The 15,120-nt window shown below is 54.3% G+C and carries 12 protein-coding genes; 3 read left to right on the top strand and 9 right to left on the bottom strand.

Annotation, left to right across the window (positions count from 1 at the left end; all coding sequences use genetic code 11):
* Positions 1–9 precede the first annotated feature (9 nt).
* From WFM46_RS04460 to WFM46_RS04430, 7 genes are all read right to left on the bottom strand, one after another.
* On the bottom strand, positions 10–1,401 hold the full coding sequence (locus WFM46_RS04460) for an efflux transporter outer membrane subunit (protein WP_180209448.1): 1,392 nt from the start codon (positions 1,399–1,401) through the stop codon (positions 10–12).
* The gene (locus WFM46_RS04455; protein ID WP_336997134.1) at positions 1,398–3,344 is read right to left on the bottom strand and encodes an ABC transporter permease; all 1,947 of its coding nucleotides are present in this window, start codon (positions 3,342–3,344) and stop codon (positions 1,398–1,400) included. The genes WFM46_RS04460 and WFM46_RS04455 overlap by 4 nt, the downstream gene beginning before the upstream one ends.
* Positions 3,337–4,497, bottom strand: a complete 1,161-nt coding sequence (locus WFM46_RS04450; RefSeq protein WP_336997152.1) for an efflux RND transporter periplasmic adaptor subunit — start codon at positions 4,495–4,497, stop codon at positions 3,337–3,339. Before WFM46_RS04450 ends, WFM46_RS04455 begins: the two co-directional genes overlap by 8 nt.
* Before the next feature lie 26 nt (positions 4,498–4,523).
* On the bottom strand, positions 4,524–6,662 hold the full coding sequence (locus WFM46_RS04445; protein WP_336997133.1) for a peptidase domain-containing ABC transporter: 2,139 nt from the start codon (positions 6,660–6,662) through the stop codon (positions 4,524–4,526).
* Positions 6,663–6,732: 70 nt separating this feature from the next.
* The gene (locus tag WFM46_RS04440) at positions 6,733–7,680 is read right to left on the bottom strand and encodes an ABC transporter (protein WP_336997132.1); all 948 of its coding nucleotides are present in this window, start codon (positions 7,678–7,680) and stop codon (positions 6,733–6,735) included.
* 2 nt (positions 7,681–7,682) lie between these two features.
* Positions 7,683–8,354, bottom strand: coding sequence for a DsbA family protein (locus tag WFM46_RS04435; protein WP_336997131.1), 672 nt, complete (start codon positions 8,352–8,354; stop codon positions 7,683–7,685).
* Between the two features lie 133 nt (positions 8,355–8,487).
* Complete coding sequence (locus WFM46_RS04430) at positions 8,488–8,682, bottom strand: DUF4762 family protein (protein WP_180209451.1); 195 nt, start codon at positions 8,680–8,682, stop codon at positions 8,488–8,490.
* 687 nt (positions 8,683–9,369) lie between these two features.
* On the opposite strand from WFM46_RS04430, the gene WFM46_RS04425 reads away from it, so the two are divergent.
* Entirely contained in the window at positions 9,370–11,019 is a 1,650-nt protein-coding gene (locus tag WFM46_RS04425; RefSeq protein ID WP_103177393.1) for an alpha,alpha-trehalase, read from the top strand.
* Positions 11,020–11,031: 12 nt separating this feature from the next.
* On the opposite strand, the gene WFM46_RS04420 is transcribed toward WFM46_RS04425, so the two are convergent.
* A complete protein-coding gene (locus WFM46_RS04420) occupies positions 11,032–12,630 on the bottom strand; it encodes an STY4199 family HEPN domain-containing protein (RefSeq protein WP_336997151.1) in 1,599 nt (532 codons plus the stop codon).
* 151 nt (positions 12,631–12,781) lie between these two features.
* On the opposite strand from WFM46_RS04420, the gene WFM46_RS04415 reads away from it, so the two are divergent.
* Complete coding sequence (locus WFM46_RS04415) at positions 12,782–13,306, top strand: GNAT family N-acetyltransferase (protein ID WP_336997130.1); 525 nt, start codon at positions 12,782–12,784, stop codon at positions 13,304–13,306.
* Positions 13,307–13,338: 32 nt separating this feature from the next.
* Here WFM46_RS04415 and WFM46_RS04410 read toward each other — a convergent pair whose 3' ends face one another.
* On the bottom strand, positions 13,339–14,097 hold the full coding sequence (locus WFM46_RS04410) for an SDR family NAD(P)-dependent oxidoreductase (RefSeq protein ID WP_336997129.1): 759 nt from the start codon (positions 14,095–14,097) through the stop codon (positions 13,339–13,341).
* 119 nt (positions 14,098–14,216) lie between these two features.
* Between WFM46_RS04410 and WFM46_RS04405 the strand changes: the two genes are divergently transcribed.
* Positions 14,217–15,116: a LysR family transcriptional regulator gene (locus WFM46_RS04405; protein ID WP_103177397.1), complete on the top strand. Its 900-nt coding sequence runs from the start codon at positions 14,217–14,219 to the stop codon at positions 15,114–15,116.
* The last annotated feature ends 4 nt before the right edge of the window (positions 15,117–15,120 follow it).

Below are 15,120 nucleotides of genomic sequence, written 5' to 3'. Positions count from 1 at the left end.
TCTCATGGCTTATCCTTGTTTATTCATCGTATTGTCTTCCCCGCCCCCTAGCGCCAACCAGAGTTTCATTGTGGAATAGAGGTAGTTGTATTGATTTGTTACCAGCGCGTTTTTGCTGTCCAGCAGCGCATTCTGCGCATCAAGTAACGTCTGATACCTCACCGAACCGTGACGATACTGGCTTTCCACCAGCGCCAGCCGCTGTTGGCTCAGCGCCAGATTGTTCAACAAATGCTCTTTTTCCTGCTGCCAGGTCAGGCGCTGCGACATCGCGTTATCGATATCCTGTAGCGCACTGTAGGACGCCTGACGAAACTGAATCGCTGCACTCTGGACATCCAGACCGGACTGTTCGACGGTCAATTGCACCTTGTTCCATTGAATAAAAGGCAGATCGATCGCTGAACCCAGCGTTCTGGCCGGATTGCTGAACCATTGCTGAAACACGGCAGCACCGGCATTCAACGAAGCACTGAGCGACAGGGAGGGATAAAAACTCAATCGCGCCACGTCTGAACCCGCCAGCGCGGCACGCAGTTTCAGTTCTGCGGACTGCACGTCCGGCCTTTTGGCGATGGTTTCCAGTGGCAGGCGCTGCGCCACAGGAACACGCTGATGGAGATCCAGCGCCTGACGTTCGGCAGGGTACTGTCCAGGCGGGCGGCTGAGTAGAATCGCCAACGCGTTACGGCTTTCATCGCGCTGCTGGAGTAAATCACGCAGAGTAATTTCACGGTTCAATACCGTCTGCTGCGCCTGCAAATAATCGAGCTGGCCCAGATCGCCCGCCTTCCAGCGGGAGGTCACCATGCGCAGTGCTTCTCTGGCAATCTCCAGACTTTGCCGGACATTGCCGATCTGCTGATTCAGGCTGGCAATCTGCCAGTAAAGCTGAGACGTTGTGCCAATAAGCGACAGCGCGGTAGCCTGTAAATCCTGCTCCGATGCTTTTGCCTGCCAGTCGGACTGCTCTCGGATACGCGCCAGTTTTCCCCAGAGATCCAATTCATATGAGGCTGAAAGAGCATTGCTGTAGTTTTCCGTCGGCGTAGTGTTGTGGCGCAGAGACTTTGTATTACTGGCCATTCCGCCTGCGGTGACATCAGGCGTCAGATTAAGATCCGATATCCCAGCCGCCAGCCGCGCCTGGCGAAGCTTGATCCCCGCCAACGCCAGATCGTTATTGCTCTGCAACATGGAAACGATCAGGCGTGACAGCTGCGGATCGCCAAAGTTATCCCACCAGTTCGGGGTAAATTTCGCTACGCCCTCGCCAGTATCCTTCACGCGCCAGGCGTCAGGCACTGACAGCATCGGTCTTTGATAGTCGCTTTTCAGCGCCTGACCGCAGCCGAACAGGTTCAGCGTCATGGCGGCAATGATGAGTCGATTCAGTTTCATTCGCGGGCCAGCGCCTCTGTAGGATGCAGGCGGGCCGCATTGCGCGCCGGGAAAAAGCCAAAGCCAAGCCCGATCAGCGCGGAGAAGCCACAGGCCAAAAGGATGGGCGGCCAGGTGAAAATCATGGTGAATTCCTGCGTAACCAGAGAAAAAATCAGCCCTGCCAGACCCGAGCCGATAATGCCAGTCAGGCCGCCGAGAGAACAAATCACCATCGCCTCAATCAGGAACTGACGCATGATGTCCGCAGGCCGGGCACCGACCGAGAGGCGAATGCCAATCTCATGGGTCCTTTCCGTTACCGACACCAGCATGATGTTCATCACCCCGACGCCGCCTACCAGCAGAGAAATTCCGGCAATCGCGGTGATCAGCAGAGTCATCGACTCCGAGGTTTTGCGAATCGTCTTCGTCATCTGATCGTTGGTCATGGTGAAAAAATCCCGCCTGCCGTGCACCGAATCCAGCAGTTGCTCCACATTTCGCTGGGCAACATCGATCGGATAATCGTCGGCGATACGCAGGGTAATGGACTGCAACGGCGTATCACCCGACATCCGTTCCAGCAGCGAGGTGTAGGGGATCCATGCGCCAAGTTGCTCGCCGAAATACTTCGGCCCTTTTTTCTGCGCCACGCCGATCACCCGGTAAGGCACGCCGGAAAGCTGAATAATTTCGCCCAAAGGATCCTGTCCGCCGGGGAATAGGGTGCTGCGCACATTCGGATCGATAATGACCACCGGCTCACGTTCATCCAGATCGCGTGCCGTAAAGCGGTTTCCACTGACAAAGTTCAGCCCCTGCACGCGAAAGAATCCGTTACTGACCCCCGACAGGGAGACAACAACTTGCTTACCGCCCCGGAGCGCCATGACGGTTTTATTCACCACCGGGGACAGGCTGTCGATGTATGGCTGCTTGCCGAGCAAGTCCACATCGTCCAGCGTTAATGCCCGTTCAAAATCGGGCCGCAGTTTGTCCCAGCCAAGGCCGGGACGAATTTCGACCGAGCTGCTTCCCAGCTGGCTTATCTGGCTGAGAATGCTTTGCCGAGCCCCCTCACCGACCGCCATAGATGAGACAACAGAAGAGATGCCGATAATGATGCCCAGCATGGAAAGGAAGGCACGGATCCGATGCCCAAGCAGTGAGCGCCACGCCATGCGCACCGCTTCCTTAATGCTCTGCCAGGCAGGCGTTCGCCCGGTGGCAGTTATGGTCGGAAGGTCATGAGTGGTCGCCTTCGGCATAACCGTGTTGACCCGGTCAGCCACAATCTGCCCGTCATGGATTTCGACAATGCGCTGGCACTGTTCGGCGATATGCCGGTCATGGGTGACGATAATAAGCGTATGCCCGGCCTGATGCAGTCCATGCAAAATGGCCATCAGTTCCTGGCCGCTGGTACTGTCGAGCGCCCCCGTAGGCTCATCCGCCAGAATCACCGGCGCGCCGTTCATCAGGGCTCGTGCGATACTGACGCGTTGCTGCTGCCCGCCTGACAGCTGTGCAGGCCGGTAATTCATACGCTCACCAAGGCCCAGGCGAGTCAACAGGTACTTAGCCCGTCTCCGACGTTCAGAGGCAGGCATATCGGTATACAATGCCGGAATGGTGACGTTTTCGATGGCCGTCAGATAGGGCATCAGATGATAGCGCTGGAAAATAAAGCCCAGATACTGGCTGCGTAGTTCTGCAAGTTGTTCGCTGCTGGCCACCTGCGCAGGAATCTCCATAATGCGCATTTCGCCTTCCGACGGCTTATCCAGACAGCCAATGATATTCATTAGCGTGGATTTCCCGGAACCCGATGCACCGATAATGGCGACCATCTCGCCCACGTCCACACGCAGGGAGACATCCTTCAGCACAGTGACCGCAGCGCTGCCCGAGCCAAAGTGGCGGGAGATGTGCGAAAGTTCGATAACCGGCGCGTTAGCCATGCGCAGCCCCGGTCTCATTTTGCACCATCACCACATGCTCGCCTTCGCTCAGCCCCTCTTTTACTTCAACGAACTGACGGTCGTTGATGCCAACTCGCACCTGCCGCTGTTCGATCTTATCGCCCTTCATTACCTGCACCTGATAGCGATCTTTTCCCTGCTGCTGACCCAACGCCATCAGGGGCAGGCGCAGTACATTTTTAACCTCATCGGTGATGATGAACACTTGTGCCGTCATGGAGGTACGTAGCAGATGGTCGGGGTTCGGTACGCTGAATACACCATCGTAATAGACGGCGGAGGCTTGTTGCCCCTGTGGACGGGCATTGTCATCCTGTAAAGCATCATTTGGCGCAGCCTGAAGGGCACCCATCACGCTTTGGTACCGACGCTTAGGATCGGCCACAACGGAAAACCACAGCGGCTGGCCAGGATGGACTTTCAGTATGTCTGTTTCTGAAATACGCGTATGCACCGTCATGGTATCAACGTCAGCCAGTACCAGAATGGTCGGCGCGGTCTGCGAAGAGACGACGGTCTGTCCTTCCCGGGTCACGATACCCAATACTTGTCCGTCTACCGGTGCCATAATCTGCGTATAACCCAGATTGGCTTTTGCCGTTTCCAGCGCCATCCACGCCTGTACGATCTGCGCTTCATTGACGAGCAGCTGCGCCTTCTGCGTATCGAACCTCGCCTGCGCCTCTTCAAGATTGCTCTTCGTACCCGAACCGTCACGATCCATCCGCCGCTGGCGTTTAAGCTCAAGATCGTACTGTTTGAGCGTGACCTGGGCGGCCTCTTTCTGGGCGATGGCAATATCCAGCGCCGCTTCAGATTTACGCAGCTCGCTTTGTTGCAACGCCGGGTCAATTTCAGCCAGCAGTTGACCTTTAGTAACGCGATCGCCGGCGCGAACATGCAGTTTTTTTAGCTGACCATTGACCTGTGCACCGACATTGACCTGCACAGAAGGTTTGAGGATGCCGGTCGCCAGGACGGTTTTCTGGATATCACCACGTGATATTACCTGCGTAACGACCGGCACGTCGGTCCCGGACCACATACGTTGCACAGCCAGCACACCGACGAGCACCAGCGCCACGGCCAACGCGCCCAGGGCATAAAACGTTTTGCGGCGTCTGCCCGTCATGGCCGGTAGCTGTTTGAATGTCAATTTCACGCCGGTTCTCCTTCAGGGAGAATGACGGACACAGGGGTGCTCGCCACCGTTTCTATATGGCCTTTTTTCATTGAACAGAGACGGTCAAACAGGTGTAGCGTCGTTTCACTGTGCGTCACGACGATCAGCGTTTTTTCATATTCACGGCAATGGTCAATCAGGGTTTGCATCACCTGGTGAGCGGTCTGTTCATCAAGATTGGCAGTCGGCTCATCCAGCACCATCACCGGGCAATCGCTGTACATTGCCCGGGCCAGCATCAGACGCTGACGTTGCCCAAGCGACAGGGCGGGATGGCTTTCGCGAATAAGGGCGTTCTGTTTTCCCGGGAGACGTTCAATCACGTCGGTCAGGTTCAGTCCGTGCAGGGATTTATTGATGCGCGCCTGTTTTTTTGCATCATACTCGCGATCGAACAGCGTGATGTTCTGCAATACGCTGGTGTTGAAAAGGATGTCCTCCTGACTTTGCAGGAAGAACAGTTTCTGCGCCTGACGACTGTTTACCGGCTGTCCGTCGGCGAGGATCTCCCCGGACTGAGGTTCAATAAGCCCGGTGATGACTTTAAGCAATGTGCTCTTTCCCGCGCCAGACTCGCCAATAATCGCCAGCGATTCACCGCGGCGCAGCACCATCGATACGTTGTCGAGCACCGGTTTGCCGGGATCGTACGCATACTGCAATTCACGATAGTGGAGCTGATGATTAAACGCCACGGGCGGCAGTAGTGCGTCGTGACGCTCTTCTTTCACCCTGGGGAACAGATCGGCGGCGCGGGTATCGATCACGTGCAGCTGGTTTTTGCGCAGAACCGAGAAGAAGATCTGGGTGATATAGGCGGTAAAGATCTGCCGCACAAAGCTGTAGGCAAAAAACTCACCCAGCGAGATACTGTTATTTTTCAGCAACGGCAACGCCAGCAGCATAAAAAAGACCATCTCGAGACTGCCAATCAGCTGATACAGACTCCCCTTCACCTGCTCGTAGATTTTCTGTTTCTGCCGACAGTCAAACAGGGAGACGACATAATTTGTAAAGGCGGTCTGACGCTGGCTGGTCAAGCCAGCCGATTTCAGCGTCGCAAACCCCTGGATGGTTTCCAGCAGAAAATCGCTTTGCTCTGCGCTCTTCACCTGCATCTGTTGCGTAAAATAGCGGTCGCGGAAAATAGCCCAAACGCTGACCAGTCCCATCAGCGTTACGCCAATGGCGGAAACGGCGGCCAGCAGTGGACTGATGTAGCACATGACCCCCAGCGCAATGACTCCCACCACCCAGTCTATTCGCAGGCCGTTATCCAGCTCGATTTTTTGGGCTGCCGCCATTTGCCAGTTGGAGAATCGGCTGAAGATCTCGCCGGGGCTGCGTTTTTCGAAGAACGCGAGTGAGTTCATCAGAAGATGAGCAAAACCGCTGACGCTCTGCATCACCACAAAACGTTTGATAAAACGCTCGGTCACGCTGCGTACAAAGAAAGCCAGCAGAGTTGAGACGACAAAGGCCAGCAGGTAATAGAAATATGGAAATTCTGTTTTACCGCCCGAGGAGAAAACGTTGTTGATAGCAGAGCTGACCATCACCGGCATGATGAACAAGGTCAGTGAAATCAGAAACGCCAGCAGCATCAGTCGATAAATGCCTGGGATCGCTGCCGTCTGTTTTAAACTCATACATTCCAGCGCGCGAAAGCGTCGTGTGCGTTTCTGTTTCTCCCTCGGCGGTGCGGCGCTCTTCGCCTCCTGGTCGAGCACCAGGGCATAACCGCTGATTTCAGATTTCAGCGCGGCGATGGGTAAGAGCTGCTCGCCAATCGCCGGATTCATCACGCAAACATAGCTTCCCTGACGGTAGGCCAGCAGCACATAGTGGCTCGCGCCATAATGCAAAATGGCCGGTAACGGTAGTTCTGCAAGTTCATGCAAATCGAAAGCGACCGGATAAACGGGGATCGCCAGTTCGCTCAGGATATCGCACATGGTTGAAAGTGCGGTGCCGTGGGCAGACGCCGGAAAACGCTCGCGCAACGCATCAAGAGGCGCATTGACCCCCTGTGTTTCCGCCAGCATGGAAATACAGGCCAGCGCGCATTCGTTTGTTTCTGCCTGATAAACCATTTCAGGAATGATATGTTCCATAATTGACACCTTTGAACGTCCTGTTCTCATCTTTAATATCACTGTCACCGCGCTGTAAACTTATTTATTTTCAATCATTAATGAAGAATAACGAGTGTGAATGCCAAAGCATCCAGTCAGTGGAATACTCGCGAATACTTTTTTCAATGATGCCCGGCATTTCGTCTTTCACTTTATTTGCCGGAACCGGAGTATGAATGTAAATTTTCAGGCCGTTATCGTAATAAAGATGATAAAAAACCACTTTCGCTGACATCATTCTCGCCAGCCGGATAATGCCGCTATGCAAACTAGCCGGGCGGCCGAATAACTGGCATTTTAATTTCCCGGCTTTGTCTTTACTGGCAAACTGCGTAAAGTCCGGAGTGATATCCGGAAATAGAATAATATTGCGCTGGTTGGTCGCGGCATCCATTACCGAGGTCATCAGCTTTCCGGCGATGTCTTTATTATCATCGTGTATGGAACAATACGTAAGATCGAGACCAACCGTTTGCCGTTCGGCTGCAGAATAGACATCGGCACTGCGTGACGTAATCACCGTCGCCTTGCCTGGGTAGACCGTGGCACCGATCATCGTGCTGAGTATGTCCGAAACCATATGTAACGGGGCGAGGATCACCGGCTGGCCTGCCCGTTGTAACGGTTCGACGACAGCGTTGAGCTGCGCCGTACAGGCGGCTAGCTCATGCAGGACCCAGCGATTTTGTCCGTAGGTCGCGGCCTGGACCAGTAACTCACGCCGCTGTGTCAGCCAGATATAGTCAAATGCTTTGTTATCATGAAGCAGGCACTGGCGGTTGGATTGGGCAACGGCGGCCCGTAATTTCACATCACGCCGTGTCAGCCCCAGAAAGCGGCTTACATGTGAGAAAGCGAACATAACGCGATAGTGCATGCACCGGAATAATAAGCAATGTGCCCTGTAGCTGATAAGCCCGAGCTTATGTAATAACAGCTGGCATCTGACGGCGAGGTTTTTCCACAACAGCGCACACCACAGGGCAAAAAATTTCATTATTACTCCGGCGCGCGATCGGTTTCTAACAGCGTGAGTAATTTGTCCGCGAAAGAGGAGAAATCACTGTCCTGAAGCGCGACCCATTTTTTATTAATAATAAATGATGGCGTTGCATTGATGTTATAATACTGAGTAACGCGAACCATATAATCCATAAGCGCTTTTACTTCAGCAGACTGGCTGACGGTATTGTATTTATCCACGTTAATATTGTTTTTTTCCAACCAGGCAGTGCGCTGCGCTGGATCGCTTAAATCAACTTTATCCTTTATCACCGCCTGATAGGCGCTTTCACGATGCGCTTCTTCAATCCCCATCACCTGCAGCGTGGCGAACACCGGTGCAAAGCGCGCCAACCCGCCTTGCTTATCCAGGTTGAAATGAAGACGTACCAGTTTCTTCCCGGCGGGCAAGCGTTTTTCCAACGCAGCAACGTTTTTTTCGTTCACCACACAGTAATGGCAACCGTATGAAAAAATTTCAATAATATCCTCTCCGTCAGCGATTGGGCTTTTTGCTACTTTATCCGCTGGCAGTGATATTAATGCTTGCTGCGCGCTATTACCGTTCTTATTGAATACGAAATAATGGAACCAGCCGGTCGTAATCAATGATGAAATGACAGCGATAAAAATGGTGTAAGCCAGAATAAGAAGAATTCTTTTTTTCATGGGAGGCTTTTCATCCTGAAAATAAAATAGGAGACGCTCACGGGAGAAGCACTAAGGGGGGCGTTGCAGAAATCTTACAACGCCCTTCAGAATAATTAATATTTATTCTGATTATATAAGAAACAGACGTTTCTTAGCCGATAGCTGGGCAGTTGTTTTTGTCTGAAACTTTGTAACTTCTGGTCACAACGCCATTTTTGTCAGTGCAAGTAGTCACTGCAGCGCATACGTCAGAACCGTTTACGATCATTAATTCATAAGTATTTTCACACGTTTCGCAAGTACCACCGATAATTGCACTTGCTTCAGTCATGTTGATTTTTTTCATTTAACATATCCTTATTATGATTATTTCATATTGAACAGAGTGCTTCCGGTATATTTTTAGAAAAATAACACCGTAGAGAACACCCATTCCTTTAGACCGAAATAGCAACGCTTAACGTATAACGTTAAGCGTTGCTATTTCGGATAGGCGCATTGTAGCGATGGTTTTTTCTTTGGGCAATATGCCGCAACCAACCTGCAATATATGTCATTAAGGAGAATATTAATCATGTTGCAGGATTTTTCTGAGAAAAAATCACACCAAAAAACATTACAATAAAAAAACGCCTACCAGACACTAACTTATTGCAACCTGCCAGGCAGGAGTTTTCTGAGAAAGAACTAAGAGTGGGAGATCATTGCCTGGCAATATTTTTTTAAAAAAGGCCAACCCGCGCTTTCCCGGGCGTTTTACTGTCGCTCCACTGAAGAAGTGGAGGTTGTCGCCTGATCCCCTCATAATGGGATAGCGAATGATCCGAATTTTATTCGCTCTCTTAGCGGCTGGATGTTCTATTTATTGCCTGAAAAACATCAACATGGCACCAACAGCCCCCTTTTTCGCTTCGTAGCAAAGCGTGATCTACCGCACATTTCCTCCACCACAGACCGAAGCGAATGTCTAAGATTAGTAAGCAACCGGATAAAACCAGACCTGAGACTACGCAAACCGGAGGTCCTGACCACCATGTTCAACCAGAAAATACGCACTGTAGAGACCGTAGAGTTCGACATAGAACAAGAACTTCTCTACGAAATCGATCCCTGCGAGTTAAAACTGGATGAAATGCTCGAGGCGGAACCGGAACCTGAAATGATTGAAGGGCTGCCCGCATCCGATGCGCTCACCCCTGCCGATCGCTACCTTGAACTCTTCGAGCATGTTCAGTCGTCGCGACTGTTTGAAGACAGCAAAACCTTTCCAGACTGTGCGCCGAAAATGGATCCGCTGGATATCCTTATCCGCTATCGCAAGGTGAGACGACACCGCGACTTTGACCTGCGCCAGTTTGTGGAAAACCACTTCTGGCTGCCAGAAGTGCTGTCGAGCGAATATGTATCGGATCCCTCTTTCTCGCTCAAAGACCATATCGACAACCTGTGGCCGGTACTGACCCGGGAGCCGCAGGATCATATCCCGTGGTCGTCACTGCTGGCGCTGCCGCAGGCCTACATCGTCCCCGGCGGGCGATTCAGCGAGACCTACTACTGGGACTCCTATTTTACCATGCTGGGGCTGGCCGAAAGCGGTCGCCACGACATGCTCAAGTGCATGGCAGATAACTTTGCGTGGATGATTGAAAAGTACGGTCATATTCCTAACGGCAACCGCACCTACTATCTGAGCCGCTCGCAACCGCCGGTGTTTGCCCTGATGGTGGAGCTGTTTGAAGAGGATGGCGTGCGCGGTGCCAAACGCTATCTGGACCATCTGAAGATGGAGTACGCCTTCTGGATGGACGGCGCGGAGTCGCTACTGCTCAACCAGGCCTATCGCAGTGCGGTACGTATGCCGGACGGCTCTCTGCTCAACCGTTACTGGGATGACCGTGACACTCCAAGGGATGAATCCTGGATAGAGGACGTTGAAACCGCCCGTCACTCCGGGCGTCCACCTAACGAGGTCTATCGCGATCTGCGCGCCGGGGCTGCCTCCGGTTGGGACTACTCCTCCCGCTGGCTGCGGGATCCGAGCCGGCTGGCGAGTATCCGCACCACGCAGTTTATCCCTATCGATCTCAACGCGTTCCTGTTCAAGCTGGAGAGCGCCATCGCCAATATTTCAGCCTCAAAAGGGGATAAAGAGACTGCGGATCGCTTCCGCCAGAAAGCGAGCGATCGCCGCGCGGCGGTTAACCGCTATCTGTGGGATGAGGAGAACGGCTGCTATCGCGATTACGACTGGCGCCGGGAGCAGCTGGCGCTCTTTTCCGCGGCCAGCATCGTGCCGCTGTATGTCGGTATGTGTACCCATGAGCAGGCCGAACGGTTATCCGACGCGGTAAAAGCGCGCCTCCTGACGCCGGGCGGTATCCTTGCCACCGAGTATGAAACCGGGGAGCAGTGGGATAAACCTAACGGCTGGGCGCCATTACAGTGGATGGCGATCCAGGGATTCAAACAATACGGCAATGATTCTCTGGGGGATGAGATCGCGTGGAGCTGGCTGCACACGGTAAACCATTTCTACAAAATGAATCACAAGCTCATCGAGAAGTACCACATCGCCAGCAGCCAGCCCCGGGAAGGGGGCGGGGGTGAGTATCCCCTGCAGGACGGTTTTGGCTGGACTAACGGCGTGGTGCGCAGACTCATTGGCCTGTACGGGGAGCCGTAGCTCCCCGCGTTGTCAGCGGATCACCTCATAAATGGCTGTATGAATCGTCTGCCATTTTTTGGTACTGGCGTCCGGCTGGGCCTGTGCCCGCCGCTTCGCCTGATCCATCTCGCGTCGCTGGCGTTCTACCACCGCCGGAACGGTACAAAATGCCTGCAGATACTCTTTACGCAGATCCGTCAGCGGTTCGCCCGCTGACATCGCGTGTGCGAGGGTGTTGATAAACTGTCGGCAGGGCTTCGCCTGCCCCATCTGCAGACGATAGCGCATCAGGATATCCAGCACCTCCCGATGTCCCACCGACAGGGCGTGCTCTGTCCAGGAGAGCTTCCACTCCATTCCCGCCTTCAGGAACAGCAGCGCCACGCGGGTATCGTTCCTGTCGATCGCTGCGCGGAAGTTATTCTCATCCCAGGTGACGCCCATGCGCGTCAGCGTTTCGCGGGAGGAGGGCGACTCACGCATCTCTTCCGCCGCCGTTTGCACAGGAGGCGAGGTGGTACTGGCCGCCTGGGTCGGCGTGCTGCTTTCCATTAATAGCCAGGTACCCGCCACCAGCATTCCCATCACCATCACCCCCACCGCCCCCCACAGCCCCACCGAGATCAGGTGATCGCGTTGCTCCGGGGTGCGCGCGGGCCGACGGTTCGGTTTATCGATAGCGTCGCGCACCTCAAAAATGTCATCGCCGGTGGCCCGGCTTTTTTCTCGCGCATTTTCCCAGAAGAGCTCCAGCTCGTGGTTATTCTCTGCCATCAACCCCGCCGGGTTTACGGCGGTACGGCCTTCGTTAAAGGCACGCTGAACGGGGCCGGCAATCTGGGCGTAGTAGTTGTCCAGCAGCAGGATTTGCGCGGAGGTCAGCGGCTGCCGGGCAATGATGTTGTTGCGGATCAGGCGGATATCATCAAGAAAGGAGTGGAGCGTCTTACGCGGTTCCACCATCAGCGTCAGCAGAGCGGGATCGCTGAACAGCGCCGAATAAGAGCGGGAGTACTCTTTCTTGTCCACCAGCATCAGCGCCAGCTCGCTAAACATCATGCCGCCGAGGGCATCGTTGCGCTCGCCCTGCTGCAGCCAGCGGCGAACCCGATCGGCACCGAAGAGCGTTTTAAGGTGATTGTTCAGGCGCGTTGGATCCGGCCAGGCCTGCATAATCAGCCCTTTAATCATCAATTCCAGCGCACGTACCTGTTTCCGGGCTTGCTGTTGCTGAAGCTCATCGCCGGGGCTCATTTCGGTACTGTAGGTCAGCAGCGGCTGCTGCAAACGCAGGTGTTCCAGGGCCGTCACAAAGCGCGTCGCGGCAATCAGCTGGTTGTCGCTCACATCCTGCCCGCTCTCATACTGCGGCACCCGCTGCTGCAAAAGCCGCAATTGCAGGGTGAATTGTGAGAGCTCCGCATCGTTGAGGTTCAGGCGTTTTGCCACGCTCGCCCAGCCCCCCAGCGCCAGTCTGGCGGAATCCAGCTGCTCAAGGAACCAACGGGGATCTTTGCCTTCGGCAACATGCACCTTTAACAGGAGCAGGATCTCCACAGAGGCCTGACGAATAATTCCCAGACAGCGTTCAAACTGCTCGCGGATCACGTGCGATTTACTGAGGGTCATCATTATCCTTAACTGCCGCGCAAAGATTCAGGCGCAGCGAACGGAGAGCGGTTGTTTTTTAAGTGGTTATACCAGATTAAACATACCCGATAACCGGCACTATTTCAGTGATAATGTTAATATCATTTACAAAAGCTCCCGGAGATCTGGCATGCCTGTGCTGCACACCCCGCGTTTAACCTGTTCCCCACTGCAGGAAGAGGACTGGCCCTTTTTTCTCTCCCTACAGCAACACCCCGATGTGATGCGCTACGTGGCCGAAGCCCGTCCGGAAGAGGCCATTCGCGAAACGTTTACCTCTCGCCTGCCCGCGTGGTCGCCAGGCAGTGATCACTGGCTGTGCCTGGTGGTGCGCGATCACAATCAGACCCCGCTAGGGGTCACGGGCTATATTCATCGCGATGATGATTGTGCCGAAGTGGGGTTCCTCTTTGCCCCGCAGGCGCAGGGCAAAGGTTACGGCTTTGAATCCTTACAGGCGGTGTGCGATTACGCCTTTATGCAGGGAGGTATCCGCCGTTTGACCGCTACGGTGACGGCGGGCAATGTCGCCTCTAAACGTCTGCTGGAAAAAGTGGGCTTTGTGCTGGAAGGTGAACTGCGCGAAAGCTACTGGCTGGCAGGTGAGTGGCATAACGACTGGCTGTTTGGGCTGTTGAGAAAAGAGTATTGCTAAGCGTGCCGCGGGGCTCCCTCCCCGGCACCTGATTACAGGAACATCCCTCCGGAGACCTCAACGCGCTGCGCATTCATCCAGCCGAGTTCGTCGCTGAGCAGCGCCGCAATCGCATCGCCGATATCGTCCGGTAACCCAACGCGGCCCAACGCTGTCTGGGAGGCGATCTGCTGATTGATCGCTTTGTTATCGCGTACGCGACCGCCGCCAAAATCGGTTTCGATAGCCCCCGGGGCGATAATGTTGGCGGTGATCCCGCGCGCCCCCAGCTCCTTAGCCTGGTAGCGGGTGAGCACTTCCATAGCCCCTTTCATCGCCGCATAGGTGCTGGAGCCCGGTAGCGCAAAACGAGCCAGGCCAGATGAGACGTTGAGGATCCGCCCGCCGTTTTCCATCAGCGGCAATAGCCCTTGGGTCAGAAAGAACGGGCCTTTGAAATGGATGTTCATCACTTCATCAAACTGCGCTTCCGTGGTTTCCATATAGGGGGCATATAAACCCACACCTGCGTTGTTCAACAAATAATCGAAGGTGTTGCGCTGCCAGACTGAATGCAGTTTTTCACTCACCTTAGTGGCGAACTGTTCAAAGCTGGCAATATCCCCGACGTTCAGCTGCAATGCTGCTGCTTTTACCCCTTTTTGTTCAATTTCACGTACAACTTCGAGCGCTTCCTGCTCGCTCCGGTTGTAGGTCAGCAGGATCCCGACACCCTTTGCTGCCAGCTTCAGCGCCGCGTTTTTACCGAGCCCGCGGCTGCCGCCGGTCACTATTGCTATACGTTCAGTCATAAGAAACCTCGTTTCGGCTGTTGTGATGATTGAGAAAGAGCTTATTAGGTGATAGAAAATCAATAAATACGCTACGCAACGCTTCACTGTTTCAAAATAAACAACAATGAGCGCTCCCTATGGATAAAATTCACGCAATGCAGTTATTTATTCGCGTCGCTGAACTGGAGAGTTTTTCCCGCGCCGCAGATTCAATGGGCCTGCCTAAAGGTAGCGTATCGCGCCAGATTCAGGCGCTGGAGAACGGGCTTGGCACCCAGCTGCTGCACCGTACCACGCGTCGGGTCAGCCTGACGCAGGACGGTATGGTCTACTACGAACGGGCCAAAGATCTGCTGACCAATATGGAAGAACTGGATGGTCTTTTTTTGCACGACCCTGCCAGCGTCAGTGGAAGAATACGCGTCGATATGCCGGCCAACGTTGCGCGAAATTTAGTCATCCCCAAACTGCCGCTTTTTCTGCAACAGTACCCCGGCATTGAACTGGAGCTGAGCAGCAGCGACCGGCTGGTGGATGTGATTCGGGAAGGATTTGATTGCGTGGTGCGCGTCGGCACCCTGAAAGATTCCGGCTTAATTGCCCGCCCGCTCGGCAGGCTGTCGGTGATCAACTGCGCCAGCCCCGATTATCTGTCGCGTTTTGGCTATCCCGACGGGCTGGATGATTTAACCTCCCATGCGGTGGTGCATTACGCAACGCATCTCGGCACCCGGCCCCAGGGGTTCGAATATTACGATGGTGAGGCGACCCACTGGGTTAAGACCGGCGGTGTCCTGACGGTCAACAGCACCGAGACTTACCATGCCTCCGCCCTCGCCGGGCTGGGAATTATTCAGGTGCCGCGGGTAGGCGTGCGTGACGCCCTGCGGGCCAAAAAGCTGCTGGAGATCCTTCCGCAGTACCGCGCCAGGCCCATGCCGGTGTCGCTCATTTATCCCCACCGCCGCAACCTCTCCCGACGGGTGCATCTGTTTATGGCCTGGCTCACGGAAATCATGAAAACCTACGTTGACTGAGCGC

The organism is Leclercia sp. M50 (genome assembly GCF_037150775.1).
Lineage (GTDB): Bacteria > Pseudomonadota > Gammaproteobacteria > Enterobacterales > Enterobacteriaceae > Enterobacter.
Note: the sequence above shows the minus strand (reverse complement) of the source record. Positions and strands in the feature narration are given on the sequence as shown.

Excerpts from the sequence above, each read along its gene's own strand:
- WFM46_RS04460 (WP_180209448.1), bottom strand. The coding sequence starts at position 1,401 with ATGAAACTGAATCGACTCATCATTGCCGCCATGACGCTGAACCTGTTC.
- WFM46_RS04455 (WP_336997134.1), bottom strand. The coding sequence starts at position 3,344 with ATGGCTAACGCGCCGGTTATCGAACTTTCGCACATCTCCCGCCACTTT.
- WFM46_RS04450 (WP_336997152.1), bottom strand. The coding sequence starts at position 4,497 with ATGACGGGCAGACGCCGCAAAACGTTTTATGCCCTGGGCGCGTTGGCC.
- WFM46_RS04445 (WP_336997133.1), bottom strand. The coding sequence starts at position 6,662 with ATGGAACATATCATTCCTGAAATGGTTTATCAGGCAGAAACAAACGAA.
- WFM46_RS04440 (WP_336997132.1), bottom strand. The coding sequence starts at position 7,680 with ATGAAATTTTTTGCCCTGTGGTGTGCGCTGTTGTGGAAAAACCTCGCC.
- WFM46_RS04435 (WP_336997131.1), bottom strand. The coding sequence starts at position 8,354 with ATGAAAAAAAGAATTCTTCTTATTCTGGCTTACACCATTTTTATCGCT.
- WFM46_RS04430 (WP_180209451.1), bottom strand. The coding sequence starts at position 8,682 with ATGAAAAAAATCAACATGACTGAAGCAAGTGCAATTATCGGTGGTACT.
- WFM46_RS04425 (WP_103177393.1), top strand. The coding sequence starts at position 9,370 with ATGTTCAACCAGAAAATACGCACTGTAGAGACCGTAGAGTTCGACATA.
- WFM46_RS04420 (WP_336997151.1), bottom strand. The coding sequence starts at position 12,630 with ATGACCCTCAGTAAATCGCACGTGATCCGCGAGCAGTTTGAACGCTGT.
- WFM46_RS04415 (WP_336997130.1), top strand. The coding sequence starts at position 12,782 with ATGCCTGTGCTGCACACCCCGCGTTTAACCTGTTCCCCACTGCAGGAA.
- WFM46_RS04410 (WP_336997129.1), bottom strand. The coding sequence starts at position 14,097 with ATGACTGAACGTATAGCAATAGTGACCGGCGGCAGCCGCGGGCTCGGT.
- WFM46_RS04405 (WP_103177397.1), top strand. The coding sequence starts at position 14,217 with ATGGATAAAATTCACGCAATGCAGTTATTTATTCGCGTCGCTGAACTG.